Origin of the sequence: Mycobacterium ahvazicum, from assembly GCF_900176255.2 — a bacterium.
Lineage (GTDB): Bacteria > Actinomycetota > Actinomycetes > Mycobacteriales > Mycobacteriaceae > Mycobacterium > Mycobacterium ahvazicum.
Genome location: NZ_FXEG02000003.1, coordinates 139,140 through 156,731 on the forward strand (window position 1 = coordinate 139,140; position 17,592 = coordinate 156,731).

The window sequence follows — 17,592 nt, forward strand, 5'->3', positions numbered from 1 at the left end:
TGAGGTGCCAGGTGCAGATGGACGACGTCGTGCAGGTGATGCTCGACCAGTTGAACGCGGGGTTCCCGTGCGTCGAGACCATGACCGGTGCGAAGGCACGCGCCGCGGTGGCCGCCCGCCGGATGCCGGTCGACAACATCGATGACGTCGAGAGCACCACCGACCGCGCAATACCCGGCCCCGGGGGTGCCATCGGCGTACGCATCTACTGCCCGCGCGGCGTGCCCGCCGCGGACCGTGCCGGGATCGTGTTCTATCACGGGGGCGGATTCGTCTTCTGCGACATCGAATCCCACGATGGGTTCTGCCGGGCCCTGGCCCGCGGCAGTCAGGCCGTTGTGGTGTCCGTCGACTACCGTCTGGCTCCCGAGCATCGCGCGCCCGCGGCGGTGCACGACGCCTTTGCGGGATTCTGCTGGGTGATCGAGCACGCCGCCGAACTCGGCATCGATCCCGCGCGCACTGCCGTCGCCGGTGACAGCGCCGGCGGGAATCTCGCCGCGGTCACCGCGATCCTGTGCCGTGACCAGCGAGTCACGCCACCTGCCGCGCAGGTGCTGATCTACCCGGTGATCGATCCGAGCTTCGACACCGACAGTTACCACCGCTATGCCACGGGATACTTCAACACCCGGGCGGCGATGCAGTGGTACTGGCATCAATACGTCGGTGCCGAAGGGGTCGTGGACCCGCCCGACCTGGTGGCCCCGGCACGCGCGGACTCGCATGCGGGCCTGGCACCCGCGGTGATCGTCACCGCGGGGCTGGATCCCCTGCACAGCGAGGGGTGCGACTACGCTCGCCGGCTGCGCGATGCGGGAGTACCGATCGTGCACCGCGACTTTCCCGGACTGTTCCACGGCTTCATGACCATCCCATCCTTCGGGCCCGCGACCTCGGCGCAGGACCTGGTCTTCGCCGATCTGCGCCGGCTCTTGCACCCGGCACACCGAGGCGGCTCGATATGACCGAGGTGAGCGACGTCATCGTGATCGGCGCCGGGTTCGCCGGGCTCTATGCCGTGCACCGGCTGGCGACGTCGGGCCTGTCGGTGATCGGCGTCGAAGCGGCCCCCGACGTGGGGGGCACCTGGTACTGGAATCGCTATCCCGGAGCGCGATGCGACGTCGAAAGTGTGGACTATTCCTACTCTTTCGACGACGACCTGCAGAGAAGCTGGCAGTGGAGCGAGCGCTTCGCCGCGCAGCCCGAGATCCTGGCCTACCTGCGGCACGTCGCCGACCGCTTCGAGCTGCGTCGCCATTATCGATTCGGTGTCGACGTGGTCGGAGCCGCCTTCGATCGAGATCGTTGGCACGTCCAGACCGCCACCGGACATACCTATGCGGCACAATTTCTGTTGTGCGCAACCGGCTGTCTATCGGCGGTGAATCGGCCCAATATCGCTGGAGTTGACGACTTTTCGGGCGAGGTGTATTTCACGGCCGCGTGGCCGCGCGAGGATCCCGATCTGCGCGACAAGCGGGTCGGCCTGATCGGCACGGGATCATCCGGAATCCAGGTGGCGCCGATCATCGCCGACCAAGCCCGCCACCTCGTCGTGTTTCAGCGATCGGCGAACTACACCATTCCGATGTCGAACCGGCCGTGGTCAATCGAGGAACAACGAGAGATCCAGGAGCAGTATCCCGAGCGCCGGCGGGCCTCGGCGTATGCATCGGCCGGCACACCGCACGGCACCTACCCCAAGAACGCCGTCGATACCGAACCCGGGGAACAAGCCGAGGCGTTGTGGAAGCGCTGGCGCGAAGGTGGCGTTCTGTTCGCCAAGACCTTCCCCGACCAGACCAGTGACCCGGCCGCCAACGACGTCGCCCGGCGCTTCGCCGAGGAGCGGATCCGCGACATCGTCACCGATCCCGTCGTCGCAACCGATCTCATCCCGCTCGACCATCCGATCGGAACCAAACGGATCTGTACGGACAGCGGGTACTACGCCATTTTCAATCGCGACAACGTGCAGCTGGTGAACCTGCGCCGCGAGCCCATCCGCGAGATCACGCCGCATGGGGCGCGCACCAGCGCGGCGATCTATCCGCTCGATGTGCTGATCTTCGCCACCGGCTTCGACGCCATGACGGGGGCGTTGACTCGAATCAACCCGTCCGGACCCGGGGGCGAGCGACTGCGGGACATCTGGCATGACGGACCGTTGACCTTTCTCGGCCTGATGGTGCCCGGGCTGCCGAATCTGTTCACGATCAGCGGGCCGGGGAGTCCGTCGGTGCTGGCGAACATGGTGCTGCACGCCGAGGTTCAGGTCGACTGGGTCATCGACCTGATTCGCGCCGCGCGGCAACAGGGGGTCAGCGAGATCGAGCCGCGCCTGGACGCGGCCCGGGCGTGGACCGACCAGGTGGCCGAGGCCGCCGAGCGGACGCTGTTTCCCAAGGCCGCGTCGTCGTGGTACCTGGGCTCCAACATCGAAGGCAAGAAGCGCACCTTCATGCCGTACATCGGCGGATTCGGTACCTACCGGCGCCACTGCGACGATGTGGCCCAACACAATTACGCCGGGTTGGTGTTGACGACGAGATCAAAGGGGAAGTGAGACCGTGCCGGAGACGGTTCAGCAGCTGTTGCGGCTGCGCAGGCATGACGACACCCCTGCGATCGCGCACGGCGACGCGACGTGGACGTGGCGCGAGCACCTTGCCGAGGCCGAGGCCGAGGCGGCGGCGGTGATTACCCTCGCCGACCCGGATCGCCCGTTGCATGTCGGTGCCGCACTGGGTAATTCGCCGGCGATGTTGCGCGCGATGGCCGCCGCCGCGTTGGGCGGCTACGTCTTGTGCGGGCTCAACACCACCCGCCGCGGGGCTGCGCTGCTTTCCGATATCCAGCGCTCCGACTGCCAGCTTCTGCTGATCGACGACGAGCACCTGCCCTTGTTGGAAGGCCTGGATCTCAAGGGAATTCAGGTTCTGGATGTGGGGTCGGTGCGCTACGCCGACGCGGTGGCCGCGGCACCACCCTTGACCGCCCACCGCGAGGTCACCGCCGCCGACACGTTCATGATGATCTTCACCTCCGGAACCAGCGGCAACCCCAAGGCCGTGCGGTTCGCACACGGCATGGCGATCATGTGTGGCGCCAGCCTGGTCTTTCAGTACCACGTCACCGCGGCCGATGTCTGCTATCTGGCGATGCCGCTGTTCCACTCCAACGGCGTCGCCGCCGGCTGGGCCGTCGCCATCGGCAGCGGGGCGCTGATGGTCCCGGCCAAGTTCTCGCCGTCGCGGTTCATCGAGGACGTCCGTCGCTACGGCGTGACCTACCTGAATTACGTCGGCAAGCCGCTTGCTCTGATCCTTTCCACTCCCGAGCTTCCCGACGACGCCGAAACGACACTGCGGATGGCGTTCGGCAACGAGGCAACCGATCGCGATATCACGGAATTCGCAAGGCGTTTCGGTTGCCGGGTGGTGGACAGCTTCGGATCCAGCGAGTTCGCGGTGATCGTGGTGCGCGAGGACGGCACCCCGCCCGGCTCGATCGGCAAGCCGTATCCCGGCGTCAGCATCTACAACCCCGCAACTTTGACGGAGTGCGCCGTCGCCCAGTTCGACGAACACGGCGCGCTGATCAACTTCGACGACGCCGTCGGCGAGCTGGTTAACACCACAGGAGCGGGGCCGTTCGCCGGCTACTACAACGATCCGGACGCCACCGCCGAGCGGATGCGACACGGCATGTACTGGGCGGGCGACTTGGCCTATCGCGATGCCGACGGCTTCATCTACCTCGCCGGCCGTACCGCCGACTGGATGCGGGTGGACGGCGAGAACCTCGCGGCGGCGCCGATCGAGCGGATCCTGGAACGACTGCCGCAGGTCAGCCAGGTCGCGGTCTATGCGGTACCGGACGAGCGGGTCGGCGACCAGGTGATGGCGGCGCTGGTGCTTCGGCGCGGGATGGATTTGCGGCCAACCGATCTCGAGGAGTTCCTGGCCGGCCAGAGCGATCTCTCCCCGAAGGCCTGGCCACGCTACGTCCGCATCAACGACGACCTCCCGGCGACCGCCACCAACAAGATCCTCAAGCGCGAACTGATCGCCGCCGGCATCGACGCCGAGGGTGGAGTGCTGCTGACCCGGGAACCGCGCGGCACAACATTTGCGATTGCGCCACAACAGGTTTCAGAAGTTGCACCGTCCTAGCTCACTCCGCGGAGCTGGGCGCCTCGCCGAATCGGGCCAGGACCAGCGTGCCGCCCACGGCCACAACGAATCCCAGGATGACCACCCACCCCCAACCGGGCCGCGCGGTATCACCCAGCCACAGCACGCCGACCAGTGCGGGCGCGATGGTTTCACCGACGACCATCGCGGCCACCGTGGTGGTGACCGATCCGCGTTGTAGGGCGGAGGTGAACAACAGGAACCCCGCGGCGCCGCCTGCGGCCGCGGCGTACAGCGCCGGGTTGGTGTAGAACGCGGCCTTGGTCGGGTCGATCTCGTCGACCAGGCGCACTCCGATTTCGACGACGCCGAATCCGCTTCCGGCGCCGAGGCCCAGGACGAGTGCACGTTCGCGGTCGGGCAACCGGCCGGCGACGGTGCCGACCAGGAAGATGGCGGCGACGACGACGATCAACGCCCAGCCGAGTCCGGCTGGGCCATGCCGGAAGTGGCCCGGACCGGCGGCACAAGCGAGCGCGAAGAGGCTCACACACACCACACCCACGGCGGTCCACTCGGCCTTGGACAGCCGTGCCGAGAGCACCCACACCGACACGATGCCGGTGACCGCGATCGAGGCGGCCAGCGCTGCGGCGACGACGTAAATCGGCACCAGGCGAAGCGCCGCGACCTGCAACAGGAAGCCGACGCCGTCCAGGCCGATGCCCGCGATGTAGCGCCACTGCCGCAGGGCACGCAGCAGCAGCTTCGCGTCGACACCGGATTTGCCGCCGGATTCCACCGACCGCGCGGCGACAGCCTGCAGTACCGAGGCGGTGCCGTAACACACCGAACAGCCCAGAGCGAGGAGGAACCCGATCAGCATTGACCGACAGTAGCCGAGCGAGGGTTCTCGGGCAGGGCCGCGCAGGCGCAGGGCGACAATGGCGCAGTGGGGCATTCAGCGGCGCGAGGGGATGGCGATGACAGGCATTGAGGGCAAGGTCGTGGCCGTCACCGGGGCGAGTAGCGGGATCGGCGAGGCGACCGCGCGCCTGCTAGCCGGCCGCGGCGCACGCGTGGTCCTGGGTGCGCGTCGCGTCGAACGTCTTGACGAGATCGCAGGCGAGATAGGCGATCACGGGGGACAGGCCGTCAGCTGCCGGGTCGACGTCGCCCGTCGGGAGGATCTCGAGCGGCTCGTCGGTACCGCCGTCGACCGGTTCGGTCGCCTCGACGTGTTGGTGAGCAACGCCGGCATCAGCAAGATCGGGCCGATCTCCGAACTGGACGTCGACGGCTGGGCGGCGATGATCGACGTCAACCTTCGCGGGGTGCTGCACGGGTTCGCCGCGGCACTCCCGATGTTTCGCCGGCAGGGCCGCGGGCACTTCGTGACGACAGTCTCGACGGCCGGGCTGAAGATCGTGCCGACCATGGCGGTGTACGCGGCGACCAAGAACGCGGTGCGCACGGTGATGGAGGGTCTGCGCCAAGAGTCGACCGACGGCATGGTCCGTACGACATCGATATCGCCGGGCTTCGTTGACACTGAACTCGACACGTCGATCGACGACGTCGCGTTGCGCGAGCAGATCCGGCGCACGATGAGCGACGTCGGTATTCCACCGGACGCGGTCGCACGCGCCATCGCGTTCGCCGTCGAGCAGCCCGACGAAGTGGAGGTCGGGGACATCACCATCCGGCCCACGGTCCAGGGCTAGCGGCCCGCGGGCCGGCAGAGTGGCGCGAGGTAGTGCAACACCAGGGCCGTGACCACGCCATAGCCCAGATGTGGAACCAGGTCGCTGATCCAGTCGGCCGCACTCCAGGTGAGCGGATTGGTAACCCCGAGAACGGTCATCGGTCCGTTCGTGCCGACCAGAGCGATGGCCGACGCGACGAGGGTGGCGACCAGTAGTCCGGGCCGCCAGCCCAACGCATACGCCAGCCCCAGAATGACGCCCATGCCGATCCCCGCGGCATACCCGGTGAGCGCTGCGAGCCCCGCGATTCGGTTGGCGAGCACGTCGCCGCTGCCGGGAACGGTGAGGCCCAACAACCTCGCCATGGCTTCGACGGTCCGCTCGGGGGTGCTACTCGTCGGACGGCCTCGCACCGCGATGTCGAGGTAGGTGATGACATTCAGTGTGGTGGTGCCCGCCGCACCGGCGGCCGCGCCGCACAGCAGGCCCGGGCCCAGCTGTCTGCCTCGCAGCGCCGACCACACCCCGGCAATGATAGGCGCGACGTGGGCGCATTACGGCTCTACACATTGCGCCGCGGAAAAACTAGAATTCGACACGTGCTTAGACGCACGGGTAGGACGCTAGCCGCGGCATGCGGCGCGGCCGTGCTCTCGATGGGGCTTGGCGGTGTCGGCGTGACGACAGCGCCGTCCGTCAGCGCGGACCCCACCCCAACACCCGGGCCCTGCTGCTGGGCGAGTGACGCGTCGCAACCGATGGGCCTGAGGATCCAACCCGAAGGCGGCGGCGCCAGCTGCATCGTCGGCCTGAACTGTGGGCGCATCAACCCGAACCGGCCTCCACCGGTAACCAACCCTCCGCGTCTTCCGCAGTAACAGGGCACCCGCGCCTACAATGGTCGTCGTGGGAAATCACAAGGGCAAGGCGGTAGCCGCATTATGCGGCGGTGCGGCAGTACTTGCGGTGGCGTTCGGCGGTATTGGTTCGGCTGACGAGTCGCCCGCCACCTCTGCCGTTCCGTCGTCCAGCGTGGTTCCCGCGCCTGCCGGAGATGGTGGGGGCGCCCTGCGGGTCAAACCCGCCGGTGGCGGTGGCGGCTGCATCAGCGGCCTCAATTGTGGGCCCATCAATCCCGACCGGCCGCCGCCCCCGAAGCGCCCGCCGCGTCTTGTGCATGGTCCGGGAGATCCGCTTCCACTGCCGCGCAATCCCTAGCCGGCCAACCCGCCATCCACAGCCCGCATAGGTTTCCTATCATTTGGTCATGAGCGCCGGTGAGCTGAATACCGAGGGCTCGCCGGCATTCACCGACGACGACCCGGCCCGGTTCCGCGCGGCCGGATGGTGGTCCGATTCGACACTGTCGGACGCGGTGCGGCGCAACGCCGAACGATCACCAGAGCGCTTCGCCTATTCCGACGAACCCGGCACGTCGTTGACATGGCGCGAATTCAATTCTGCGGCAGATCATTTGGCGGGTCAGCTGGCCGGTACCGGCGTTGCGCGCGGTGACCGAATTGCGGTGTGGCACGGGGACTCCGGCGCGATACACGTGCTGTTCGTCGCGATCGAGCGTTGTGGTGGCGTCGTCGTCGGCATCGGTGCGCGCGCCGGTACCCGGGAGGTCGGCGCACTGCTGCGCAACGCGGCACCGAAGATCCTGATCAGTGACCCCAAGCACGGCGATGACGCGGCCCGGGCCACCGCAGAATCATCGGTATCGCTAATGATCCTGGCGGAGGAGGCCGGAGCGCCGCGCCTGAACAGTGGAGCGCGCCCGAAGGCGGTCGCCGCCGAATCTCAACTCGGCCCCGACGATGTCTTCCTGATCAACTCCACGTCGGGGACCACCGGCCTGCCCAAGTGCGTCGTGCATACACAGAATCGGTGGCATTACTTTCACCAGAAGGCCGTCGCCAACGGGCAGTTGACGTCCGACGACGTGTTCCTGCCGGTCATCCCGATGCCGTTCGGCTTCGGAATATGGACCAGCCACACCACCCCGATCTACCTCGGTGCCACCGCGGTGATTCTGCAGCGCTTTTCGGCGCGCGCTGCGTGTGAGGCGATAGCCCGGCACAAAGTATCCGTATTATGTTGTGTGAGTTCGCAATTGACGATGCTGATGGCTGACCGCGCGTCCAGGGAGTACGACCTGAGCTCGCTGCGTGTCGTTTTCACCGGCGGTGAGGCGATTCCGTACCGGCCGGCGGTCGAATTCGAAGAGCTCACCGGCGCGAAGATCCTGCAGTTCTACGGCTCGAACGAAACAGGTCTGCTCAGTGCGACAACCGTGGACGATCCGCTGGATCGTCGCCTGCGCACCGGCGGACGGATCGTTCCCGAAATGGCGGTTCGGCTCTTCGACGGGGATCAAGACGTCACCGCGACGGGACGGGGTCAGCCGGCGTGCCGAGGCCCCGCGACCAGCCTCGGTTATCTCGGGGGTACCGACCACGACAAGCTGTTCACTCGCGACGGCTGGATGCTGATGGGCGATATCTGCGAGCTCGACGCTGAGGGCTATCTGACCATCACCGGCCGGACGTCCGACTTCGTCCTGCGGGCCGGCAAGAACATCAGCGCATCACAGGTCGAGGACGCCGTGATGACTCACCCCGCGATTGCGCTGGCCGCGGCGGTGGCGATGCCGGATCCGGTCTTCGGCGAAAGGGTCTGTCTCTACGCCGAACTCGCCGACGCCGCGACCCTCGACCTGCCCGCACTCGTCGACCACCTGCTGGCGCTGGGGGTATCCAAGGAATTGCTGCCCGAACACCTCGTCGTCGTCGACGCAATACCCCGGTCGTCCGGCGGGAAGATCGCCAAAGGCGAACTCCGCCAGGATATTCGAGCAAGGATGGAGGCCGAACATGAACACGCCTAGTCCACGACGAGGTGGCCTGCAGGTGTGGGCGCCGTCGGTGGTGCCCCCGATCGGTGTCGAGTTGTCCAACGAGCAGGCGCTCGCCGTTGCCTTCCGGCATCTGGCCGGCATCGGGTTCGCCGAGAACATGGCCGGACACATCACCTGGCAGCTAGACGGGCAATCCGACATGTTGGTCAATCCGTGGGGACTGTGGTGGCAGGAACTCACCGCGTCCGATATCTGCTTGGTAGACAGCGAAGCTCGAGTGGTCAGCGGTCGGTGGGACGTCACCCCGGCCATCCACATTCATACCGAGCTGCACCGGGTGCGCGAGGACGCCCGGGTGGTCATTCACAATCACCCGTACTACGTCTGCGTGCTCGCGGCGTTGGGCAGGCTGCCCGAGCTGGTGCACCAGACCGGCGCGTTGTTCCTGGACGACCTGTGCCTGGTCGGCGAATACGACGGTGAGATCGACAGCCCCGACCGGGCAGCCGACCTCGCGGCGCGCATCGGCCGTGCCAACCTCACGATTCTGGCCAACCACGGCGTCATAGCGACGGGCCGGAACCTGCCCGAGGCGGTATACCGGGCGGCGTCGATCGAGCGGGTCTGCAAGCTGGCCTACGACGTCATGCTCACCGGCAAGGAGCCGGTCGCGATGAACTGGTCCGACATGGCGGGCATGCAGCGGTCCCTGATCGAGCGCGCCGCTGACGTGTATTGGGCTGGCGCGGCGCGGATGACGATCAAAGCGGATCCCGATGTACTCAGCTGAGCTCGGCAAATATCACCGCCGGCCGACGCGGAAGGAGATTGCGCCATGAAATCAATTGACGAGCTAGCCTCTGATCTGAGTTTCACGACCGCCAAGACCGGCGACGAGCGGTCGGTCACGTTTCTGCCGGATCCGCCGCGTTCACCACGCCGCTACACGGTGATCTCGGTCGACGACCACATCGTGGAACCCCCGGACACCTTCACCGGCCGGCTGCCCCGAAAATTCGCCGACCGTGCGCCGCGGGTCGTCGACACCGCCAGCGGCGGACAAACCTGGGTTTACGACAATCAGGAACTGCCCAACGTCGGGTTCAACGCCGTGGTCGGGCGCCCGGTGGCCGAGTACGGTTTCGAGCCGGTTCGATTCGACGAAATGCGCAGGGGCGCATGGGATATCCATGAGCGCGTCAAGGACATGGACCTCAACGGCATCTACGCGTCGCTGAATTTTCCGTCATTCCTGCCCGGCTTTGCCGGCCAGCGGTTGCAGCAGGTGACCAAGGATCGCGATCTGGCGCTGGCCGCGGTGCGGGCCTGGAACGACTGGCACTTCGAGGTGTGGGCCGGGTCGTATCCCGAGCGGATCATTCCCTGCCAGCTGCCCTGGCTGCTGGACCCCGAGCTGGGCGCCACGATGATCCGCGAGAACGCCGCGCGCGGCTTTCACGCGGTGACGTTCAGTGAGAACCCCGCCATGCTCGGGTTGCCGAGTATCCATTCGGGACACTGGGATCCAATCATGGCCGCATGCGCCGAGACCGAAACCGTGGTGAATCTGCATATCGGATCGTCGGGTTCCTCGCCGTCGACCACCGAGGACGCTCCGCCGGACGTACAGGGTGTGCTGTTCTTCGCCTACGCCATCTCGGCGGCCGTGGACTGGCTGTACTCCGGATTGCCGAGCAGGTTCCCGGATCTCAAGATCTGCCTGTCCGAAGGCGGAATCGGCTGGGTGGCAGGCCTGCTCGATCGCCTCGATCACATGCTCAGCTACCACGCGATGTATGGCACGTGGCAGTCGCTGGGGGAGAAGCTTACTCCCGCAGAGGTTTTCACCCGCAACTTCTGGTTCTGTGCGGTGGAGGACAAGTCCTCGTTCGTACAGCGCGACCGAATCGGTGTGGACAACATCATGCTCGAAGCCGATTACCCGCACTGCGACTCCACCTGGCCGCACACGCAACAGACGATCCACGAGGAGATCAGTGATCTGCCCCCGGACGCGATTCGCAAGTTCACCTGGGAGAACGCGTCGCGCTTGTACCAGCATCCGGTGCCGACAGCCGTCCAGCAGGATCCCGAAGCGTTCTGACGGCTCACTTGCCGCTCTTCGGGCAGGGGCAGTCCCCGGTGTCGGCCTTGAAACCGGCCGCGGCTTCGGTCCGTGCCGCGGTGCGGATCCAGACCGAGGCGGCGGTGGCTACCGGCTTGTCCGTCAGCTGTGCGGTGGTCCCCGCGGCCACCGCCACCGCTGACGACGACGCTGAACTGGTTTCCAGGCACGACGGCGTGACGACCCAGTCCATGAATTGCCAGACCGCGGCAACCAGGGTCAGCAGCAGCAGGACCGTCGCGACCGCGTGGGCCACCAGGTAGTAGCAGTATCCGGTTGAGGTCGGTGGTGAACCGTCGCCAGCGGCAACCATTTTGAACGTCACCTGTCGCATCGAAGGCCCCTTTTCCCGGCCTGGCGGTGTCACCGCGCCACAACCGTTGCTCGACAGTTCTTCGGAGCACCGGGTCGATCGGATGGGCAACCGTGGATTCCAGGCAACTGCGGCACCGTGACCAGTTTGTTTGCCCCCTCCGGTGCTTCGGGGGTGGCCATCACGGCCCGGATGCGCTTCGCTATCGGTAGGCCGCTAACCAGGAGGGGACTGTGACGACGGGCAAGATTGATTTCAGTTCGGTCCGCTGGGGCTCGGTGGAGTGGACCAACCTCGTGACGCTGTATCTGCGTGCTCACGAAAGTCGTTCTCGGCATCCGATTCTGGGCGACCATGCCGCGGCGGAGGCCGTCGATCGGATCGACTACGACTTCAAACGCATACACCGGAACTCGTTGCCGGCGTCCAATCAGTACCTGGTCGCGCTGCGCGCCAAGCAGCTCGACGTGTGGTGTGCCGATTTCCTTTCGCACCACCCCGACGCGGTCGTCTTGCACCTGGGCTGTGGACTCGACGGCCGGTCCTTGCGCCTCGAGGTCCCGCCGGCCGTGCTGTGGTTCGACCTCGACCAGCCGAGCGTCATCGGGCTTCGCCAGCAGCTCTACGACGAAACCGAGCGCTACCAGATGATCGGCTCGTCGGTCACCGAGTTGAGTTGGCTCGATCAGATCCCCAGCGGCCACCCGACACTCGTCGTCGCCGAGGGCCTGCTGATGTACGTGGACGAGAGTGACGTCCGCGCCCTGTTCGCACGCGTGCTGGACCGATTCGCTTCTGGGGAGCTGCAATTCGACACCCTCTCGGCGCTGGCGCCGTTGCTCTCGAAGGTGCTCACCCGGGGCATCATCAAGTGGGGGATCGGCAACGCGCGCGACATCGAAACCTGGGATCCACGGTTGCGATTGGTCGAACAGACACCGGCACAGGCCGGCTACGAGAAGATCGACAGCACCGTCGTGCGGTGGATATACCGATTCGTCAATGCCTCGCCGTTCGGCCCCTATGACACGCTGAACCGGTTTACCTTCTAGGGCGCATAAGCGTGGCGAGCAACCCGCCAGAGCTAATACGAGTTCTTTGCTGCACAACTGCCAAGTCCGCACCACCTCGGGATTGCGTGGACGATTTCCAGTCGGTAACGTCGGTGCTCAGCAAACTCTGGCTTCGGGATCCAGGGGGTGGGCGCGAGCAGGAGGCATTCTGTGAAGAAATTGATCGCTGCAGGTATCTTGGCATTTTCGGCAACGATGACCATCGGGGTGGGTGTCAGCAACGCCGATGAGATCCTCGTTGAAGGCAACTATGCGACAGAGGCTGGGTGCATGGCGGACGGCCCGCATGTCGAGGTCGTCCATCCCGGCACCTGGACACACTTTTCGTGTGTCCAGCATTCCGATGGCCTTTGGTACCTCTACCTGAGCAACTGAGTCCGGCCGCCGCCGGCCGTCACAGATCGGTGGCGAGCCGCCGCAGAATGTCCGCGGTGGGTTCGGCGGTGGCGTGCCGGTACCCCGTGCCCGCCCACAGGTGGACGTAGTCGGGCTTGCCCGCCGCCGCGGCGGCTTTGCGCAGCGGACTGGTCAGGTGGTGGATTGCGGGGTAGCCGAACGGTGCTTGGTCCTCATGGTTGTCGATGAACGTGTTGCGCAGTCCGCGGGCGGGGCGTCCGGTGAAGGCATGGGTCAGCACCGTTTCGGTCCGAGCGGGATCGGTCAGGGCCGCCTGGTGGGTTGCCGACGCACCGCTTTCGGCGGCGCGCAGCAGAACGGTGCCGACGACGGCCGCGGCGGCCCCGGCCCGGATCACGTCGGCCACCGCTTCGGGTGTTGCCAGCCCACCGGCGGCCAGCACCGGCAGCGGCACCGTCGCGGTGACCTGTTTGACCAGGTCGACGATCGGGACCGGCTGCACCGGTCGCAGAGGTGTCAGGGTGCCGGAATGCCCGCCGGCGACGGCAGCCTGTACGGCCAGCATGTCCACGCCGGCGTCGCGGGCTTGCAGCGCCTCCTGCGCCGTCGTCACCGTCTGGACCACCACGGTCTTGGCCCGCTGCAGCGCGGCGATCACGCTGCCCGGCGGGATGCCGAACGTGAACGACACCATCGGCACCGGCTCGTCGAGCAGCAGCGCGATCTTCTCGTCGAACCGATCGGTGTCCTCGATGGGGTCGGCAGGCAGAGCGAGGCCGAACTGCTCGGCCTCCTGCTGGATGATCGCTGCGTAGGCCCGGTAGCGGTCCGAGTCGACCGGCACCGGATTGGGTGCAAACAGGTTGATGCCGAACGGGATTCCTTCGGCACGCACGCTCTTGAGCTCGGCTTCGACGGCCTGCACCGTCTTATAGCCCGCTGCGAGCATGCCCAGTCCGCCTGCCCCGGTGGCCGCCGACACCATCGCCGGCGTGGTCGGGCCGCCCGACATCGGGGCGGCAACCAGAGGAATCGACATCTCGAACTGTGCCAACATGGGGCGCCCCTCCGGGTTCAGTGTTTCCCGAATCGAGCCTAGTCAGTGCTTGAACGTTCCATTCGGGTGCCGGACCTGACAGGATGCTTCACCGTGAAGCGGCCTAACTTTTTGGTGATCCTGGCAGACGACCTCGGGTTTTCCGACATCGGTGCGTTCGGCAGCGAAATCGAAACGCCCAACCTCGACCGTCTCGCGCACGCGGGCATCAGGCTCACCGATTTCCATTCGGCGCCGGCCTGCTCGCCGACCCGCGCGATGCTGATGACCGGAACCGACCACCACGTCGCCGGTATCGGCACGATGCTGGAAGTCGCGATCCCCGGATTTCAGGGCGCGCCCGGCTACGAGGGTTATCTCAACGACCGTGTCGTCGCGCTGCCGGAACTGTTGCGCGACGCCGGATATTTCACCCTGATGTCGGGCAAATGGCATCTGGGCCACACGATTGAAAGATCGCCGTGGGCGCGGGGTTTCGAGCGTTCGTTTGCGCTACTACCGGCGGGTGCCAGTCACTACGGCGGCGCGGCCGGCCGCGGATTCTCGCCGGTGCCAACGCTTTACACCGAGGACGACCAGTTCGTCACGGTGGGCGAAGACTTCTATTCGTCGGACTCCTACACCGACACCTTGCTCGGCTACTTCCGCGACCGCGGGTCCGATGACGACCGGCCGTTCTTCGCGTACCTCCCGTTTCAGGCGCCGCACTGGCCGCTGCAGGCCCCCGACGAGTCCGTTGCCAAATACCGCGGCCGTTACGACGCGGGCCCGGATGCGTTGCGCGAGGAGCGGTTGGCGGCGCTCAAGCGCCTCGGTCTGTGTGCGCCCGACGTCGAGCCGCACCCGGTCGTCGCCGACGGCGCCCCGGAGTGGGCCGACATGACGGACGAGGAGCGCGCGATTTCGGCCCGCGCGATGGAGGTCTACGCCGGCATGGTGGACCGAATGGACTGGAACATCGGCCGGGTGATCGACTACCTGGCCGAGACCGGCGAGCTGGACAACACCGTCGTGATGTTCATGTCCGACAACGGGGCCGAGGGCGCGATCGTCGAGGCGATGCCCCTGCGCGGACCGCAGATCGTTGCGCAGATCGAAAAGAACTGCGATAACAGCCTGGAGAACCTGGGCCGGCCGACGTCATTCATCTGGTACGGACCCCGCTGGGCCCAGGCGGCCACGGCGCCGTCGCGGTTGCACAAGGCCTTCACCACTGAGGGCGGTATCCGGGTGGTGGGTTTCGTCACCTGGCCGGGTTTCGCGCGCCAGGACGCGATCGGAACCGCATTCGCGACCGTCATGGACATCACGCCCACCGTGCTGGAACTGGCCGGTGTCGAACATCCCGGCACCTCCTACCGCGGCCGCGACGTCGAGGCGATGCTCGGCCGCTCGCTGGTGCCGTACCTGTCGTGCGACGCCGAGGCGGTCCACCCGGGTGAGACCGGCACCGGCTGGGAGTTGTTCGGCCGCCGCGCGATTCGTCAAGGCGACTGGAAAGCCCTCTATCTGCCCCCGCCATACGGGCCGGGCGCCTGGCAGCTCTATGACCTTTCCTGCGACCGGGGTGAGATCCATGACCTCGCGGCCACCCATCCCGACAAACTCGCCGGGCTGCTGGCGTTGTGGGATCGCTATGTCGAGGAAAACGGGGTGCTCACGGAGCCGATTTCGGTGTACGACGTCGACCCGCAATTGCTTGGCTGACAACCACGTTGTGCAGCAACGGATCTCGGGGGAGCCGATGACTGAAACGACGACCTGCGCGGTGATCGGCGGTGGGCCGGCCGGAATGGTGCTCGGGCTGCTGCTGGCCCGGGCCGGCGTGGAGGTCACGCTGCTGGAAAAGCACGGTGACTTTCTCCGCGACTTTCGCGGGGACACGGTGCACCCGACCACGTTGCGCCTGCTGGACGAATTGGGTCTGTGGGAACGCTTCGCCGCCATTCCGCACAGCGAGGTGCACACCGCGAAGTTCGAATCGGACGGGCGATCGGTGACGTACGTCGACTTCAGTCGGCTGCGCCAACCCCACCCCTTTGTCGCGATGGTGCCGCAGTGGGATCTGCTCAACCTGCTCGCCGATGTCGCGCTGGAGGAACCGACCTTCACGCTGCGGATGAATACGGAGGCGACCGACCTGCTGCGAGAGGGTGCCACGGTCACCGGCGTGCGCTACGAAGGCCCGGACGGGCCCGGCGAGTTGAAGGCGGAGTTGACCGTAGCGTGCGACGGCCGGTGGTCGATGGCGCGCCGTGCGGCCGGCCTGCAGAGCCGCGAGTACCCGGTGAACTTCGACGTGTGGTGGTTCAAGTTGCCGTGCGACGGCCATCAGGAGTTCTCGTTTTTGCCGCGGGTGGGCCCGGGCAAGGTCCTCGGGGTGATTCCGCGGGAGGGCTACAGCCAGATCGCGTACATCGGGGCCAAGGGCACGGACGCGCAGCTGCGGGCGAAAGGCATCGAGGCGTTTCGCGACGACGTCGGCGCGCTGTTGCCGGAATCGACCGCGGCGGTCGCGACGCTGACGTCGATGGACGAGATCAAGCACCTCGATGTCCGGGTCGATCGCCTGCTCCGCTGGCACACCGATGGACTGCTGTGCATCGGCGACGCCGCACACGCGATGTCACCGCTTGGCGGTGTCGGCATCAACCTGGCGGTCCAGGATGCCGTGGCGGCCGCAACCATCTTGGCCGAGCCGCTGCGCCGGCACCGGGTCACCGATCGGGACCTGGCGGCCGTGCGCCGTCGCCGGCTGTTTCCCACCGCCGTCACCCAAGGCGTGCAACGGTTCCTGCAGCGCGGACTCGGGCCGCTGTTGCGTGGCGCGGACCCGACCCCGCCGGCGGCCGTCCTGGGCGTGCTGCAGCGACTGCCGTGGCTGTCCTTCATCCCCGCCTATTTCATCGGTGTCGGGGTCAGGCCCGAGCGCGCCCCGGCCTTCGCCCGGCGGTAGCGTCGGGCCCATGGCTGAACACCTGCGGATCGGCATCTTGGGTGCTGCCCGGATCGCGCCGATGGCGCTGATCAATCCCGCCAAGGACAACCCTGAGGTCGTGGTCGCCGCGGTGGCCGCACGCGACGGCGCGCGCGCTCGCGCGTTTGCCGCCAAGCACGGCATCGCCCGGGTGCACGATGACTACTCGTCGCTGATCGCCGATCCGGATCTCGATGCGATCTACAATCCGCTGCCAAACGGGTTGCACGGCAAGTGGACCCGAGCCGCACTGGCCGCCGGTAAACACGTGCTGTGTGAAAAACCGTTCACCGCCAACGCCGCCGAGGCCCGCGAGATCGCCGGGTTGGCCACGCAGTCGGATCGCGTCGTGATGGAAGCCTTCCACTATCGCTATCATCCGCAGACTCTGCGCGCCGAGGAGATCATCGCTTCGGGAGAACTGGGCAAGCTCACGCACGTCGAAGCCACGCTCTGTTTCCCGCTGCCGCGGTTCTCCGACATTCGGTACAACTACGCCCTGGCCGGCGGTGCGACGATGGATGCCGGCTGTTATCCGGTTCACATGGTTCGCACGTTCGGCGGTTCGACCCCGGAAGTCGTTTCGGCGCAAGCGAAGCTGCATAATCCTCAGATCGACCGGGCGATGACGGCAGAGCTGCGGTTCGCCGGCGGACACACCGGCCGGGTCCGGTGCTCGATGTGGTCGCGGCGGCTTTTCGATATCAGCGCCAAAGTGATCGGCGAACGCGGCCAGCTCCAACTGCTCAATCCCGCAATGCCGCAGATGTTCCATCGGCTCTCGGTTCGAACCGCGGACGACAACCGGGTGGAGAGCTTTCCGCGCCGCGCCTCCTACGCCTACCAGCTCGATGCGTTCGCCGCGGCGGTGCTTCGCGGCGAGCCCGTGAAAACCACCGCGCAGGACGCGATCGAGAACATGACCGTCATCGACAATATCTATCGCGCGGCGGGTCTGCCGCTTCGGGAACCGAGCTGAAAC

General features: G+C 66.6%; 17 protein-coding genes. 13 read left to right on the forward strand and 4 right to left on the reverse strand.

The annotated features are described in order from the left end of the window. Window positions 1-11 precede the first annotated feature (11 nt). The 3 genes from MAAFP003_RS13285 to fadD1 are packed head-to-tail and all read left to right on the forward strand — an operon-like array spanning window position 12 to window position 4,181. A complete protein-coding gene (locus MAAFP003_RS13285; RefSeq protein ID WP_096287588.1) occupies window positions 12-968 on the forward strand; it encodes an alpha/beta hydrolase in 957 nt (318 codons plus the stop codon). Then, complete coding sequence (locus MAAFP003_RS13290) at window positions 965-2,572, forward strand: flavin-containing monooxygenase (RefSeq protein WP_096287590.1); 1,608 nt, start codon at window positions 965-967, stop codon at window positions 2,570-2,572. Before MAAFP003_RS13285 ends, MAAFP003_RS13290 begins: the two co-directional genes overlap by 4 nt. Before the next feature lie 4 nt (window positions 2,573-2,576). After that, window positions 2,577-4,181 carry a fatty-acid--CoA ligase FadD1 gene (gene fadD1, locus MAAFP003_RS13295; protein WP_096287592.1) on the forward strand — a complete coding sequence of 535 codons (1,605 nt, stop codon included), beginning with the start codon at window positions 2,577-2,579 and terminating at the stop codon, window positions 4,179-4,181. Window position 4,182: 1 nt separating this feature from the next. On the opposite strand, the gene MAAFP003_RS13300 is transcribed toward fadD1, so the two are convergent. Continuing rightward, the gene (locus tag MAAFP003_RS13300; protein ID WP_096287594.1) at window positions 4,183-5,028 is read right to left on the reverse strand and encodes a DMT family transporter; all 846 of its coding nucleotides are present in this window, start codon (window positions 5,026-5,028) and stop codon (window positions 4,183-4,185) included. A gap of 97 nt (window positions 5,029-5,125) precedes the next feature. Between MAAFP003_RS13300 and MAAFP003_RS13305 the strand changes: the two genes are divergently transcribed. Continuing rightward, a complete protein-coding gene (locus tag MAAFP003_RS13305; RefSeq protein WP_096291122.1) occupies window positions 5,126-5,866 on the forward strand; it encodes an SDR family oxidoreductase in 741 nt (246 codons plus the stop codon). Here the strand turns inward: MAAFP003_RS13305 and MAAFP003_RS13310 are convergent. Further along, on the reverse strand, window positions 5,863-6,372 hold the full coding sequence (locus MAAFP003_RS13310; RefSeq protein ID WP_243394021.1) for a hypothetical protein: 510 nt from the start codon (window positions 6,370-6,372) through the stop codon (window positions 5,863-5,865). The two genes, MAAFP003_RS13305 and MAAFP003_RS13310, sit on opposite strands and share 4 nt — an antisense overlap. A 382-nt stretch (window positions 6,373-6,754) precedes the next feature. Here MAAFP003_RS13310 and MAAFP003_RS28955 point away from each other — a divergent pair, with 382 nt between their 5' ends. The 4 genes from MAAFP003_RS28955 to MAAFP003_RS13325 are packed head-to-tail and all read left to right on the forward strand — an operon-like array spanning window position 6,755 to window position 10,812. Then, entirely contained in the window at window positions 6,755-7,066 is a 312-nt protein-coding gene (locus MAAFP003_RS28955; protein WP_133160858.1) for a hypothetical protein, read from the forward strand. Between the two features lie 49 nt (window positions 7,067-7,115). Further along, window positions 7,116-8,738 (forward strand): class I adenylate-forming enzyme family protein, encoded by a 1,623-nt coding sequence (locus MAAFP003_RS13315; protein WP_096287596.1) that lies wholly within the window; start codon window positions 7,116-7,118, stop codon window positions 8,736-8,738. Continuing rightward, window positions 8,725-9,498, forward strand: coding sequence for a class II aldolase/adducin family protein (locus tag MAAFP003_RS13320; RefSeq protein ID WP_096287598.1), 774 nt, complete (start codon window positions 8,725-8,727; stop codon window positions 9,496-9,498). The genes MAAFP003_RS13315 and MAAFP003_RS13320 overlap by 14 nt, the downstream gene beginning before the upstream one ends. 45 nt (window positions 9,499-9,543) lie before the next feature. Next, window positions 9,544-10,812, forward strand: coding sequence for an amidohydrolase family protein (locus MAAFP003_RS13325; protein WP_096287600.1), 1,269 nt, complete (start codon window positions 9,544-9,546; stop codon window positions 10,810-10,812). Between the two features lie 4 nt (window positions 10,813-10,816). On the opposite strand, the gene MAAFP003_RS13330 is transcribed toward MAAFP003_RS13325, so the two are convergent. After that, window positions 10,817-11,167 carry a hypothetical protein gene (locus MAAFP003_RS13330; protein WP_133160859.1) on the reverse strand — a complete coding sequence of 117 codons (351 nt, stop codon included), beginning with the start codon at window positions 11,165-11,167 and terminating at the stop codon, window positions 10,817-10,819. A gap of 212 nt (window positions 11,168-11,379) precedes the next feature. On the opposite strand from MAAFP003_RS13330, the gene MAAFP003_RS13335 reads away from it, so the two are divergent. Both MAAFP003_RS13335 and MAAFP003_RS13340 read left to right on the forward strand, forming a co-directional pair. Continuing rightward, on the forward strand, window positions 11,380-12,198 hold the full coding sequence (locus MAAFP003_RS13335) for a class I SAM-dependent methyltransferase (RefSeq protein WP_096287604.1): 819 nt from the start codon (window positions 11,380-11,382) through the stop codon (window positions 12,196-12,198). A gap of 171 nt (window positions 12,199-12,369) precedes the next feature. Continuing rightward, window positions 12,370-12,594, forward strand: coding sequence for a hypothetical protein (locus MAAFP003_RS13340; protein WP_096291124.1), 225 nt, complete (start codon window positions 12,370-12,372; stop codon window positions 12,592-12,594). A gap of 19 nt (window positions 12,595-12,613) precedes the next feature. Here MAAFP003_RS13340 and MAAFP003_RS13345 read toward each other — a convergent pair whose 3' ends face one another. Then, window positions 12,614-13,633 carry a nitronate monooxygenase gene (locus MAAFP003_RS13345; protein WP_096287606.1) on the reverse strand — a complete coding sequence of 340 codons (1,020 nt, stop codon included), beginning with the start codon at window positions 13,631-13,633 and terminating at the stop codon, window positions 12,614-12,616. 93 nt (window positions 13,634-13,726) lie between these two features. On the opposite strand from MAAFP003_RS13345, the gene MAAFP003_RS13350 reads away from it, so the two are divergent. From MAAFP003_RS13350 to MAAFP003_RS13360, 3 genes are read left to right on the forward strand one after another with little or no spacing between them, the layout of a single operon-like run. Then, window positions 13,727-15,340: an arylsulfatase gene (locus MAAFP003_RS13350; RefSeq protein ID WP_096291125.1), complete on the forward strand. Its 1,614-nt coding sequence runs from the start codon at window positions 13,727-13,729 to the stop codon at window positions 15,338-15,340. A gap of 37 nt (window positions 15,341-15,377) precedes the next feature. Continuing rightward, window positions 15,378-16,589, forward strand: a complete 1,212-nt coding sequence (locus tag MAAFP003_RS13355) for an FAD-dependent oxidoreductase (RefSeq protein ID WP_096291126.1) — start codon at window positions 15,378-15,380, stop codon at window positions 16,587-16,589. A 10-nt stretch (window positions 16,590-16,599) separates the two neighbouring features. Next, complete coding sequence (locus MAAFP003_RS13360) at window positions 16,600-17,589, forward strand: Gfo/Idh/MocA family protein (protein ID WP_096287608.1); 990 nt, start codon at window positions 16,600-16,602, stop codon at window positions 17,587-17,589. Window positions 17,590-17,592 lie beyond the last annotated feature (3 nt).

Bases quoted from the DNA above. Each gene is read 5' to 3' on its own strand.
- MAAFP003_RS13290 (WP_096287590.1), top strand. From the start codon at position 965: ATGACCGAGGTGAGCGACGTCATCGTGATCGGCGCCGGGTTCGCCGGG.
- MAAFP003_RS13300 (WP_096287594.1), bottom strand. From the start codon at position 5,028: ATGCTGATCGGGTTCCTCCTCGCTCTGGGCTGTTCGGTGTGTTACGGC.
- MAAFP003_RS13305 (WP_096291122.1), top strand. From the start codon at position 5,126: ATGACAGGCATTGAGGGCAAGGTCGTGGCCGTCACCGGGGCGAGTAGC.
- MAAFP003_RS13315 (WP_096287596.1), top strand. From the start codon at position 7,116: ATGAGCGCCGGTGAGCTGAATACCGAGGGCTCGCCGGCATTCACCGAC.
- MAAFP003_RS13320 (WP_096287598.1), top strand. From the start codon at position 8,725: ATGAACACGCCTAGTCCACGACGAGGTGGCCTGCAGGTGTGGGCGCCG.
- MAAFP003_RS13325 (WP_096287600.1), top strand. From the start codon at position 9,544: ATGAAATCAATTGACGAGCTAGCCTCTGATCTGAGTTTCACGACCGCC.
- MAAFP003_RS13330 (WP_133160859.1), bottom strand. From the start codon at position 11,167: ATGCGACAGGTGACGTTCAAAATGGTTGCCGCTGGCGACGGTTCACCA.
- MAAFP003_RS13345 (WP_096287606.1), bottom strand. From the start codon at position 13,633: ATGTTGGCACAGTTCGAGATGTCGATTCCTCTGGTTGCCGCCCCGATG.
- MAAFP003_RS13355 (WP_096291126.1), top strand. From the start codon at position 15,378: ATGACTGAAACGACGACCTGCGCGGTGATCGGCGGTGGGCCGGCCGGA.
- MAAFP003_RS13360 (WP_096287608.1), top strand. From the start codon at position 16,600: ATGGCTGAACACCTGCGGATCGGCATCTTGGGTGCTGCCCGGATCGCG.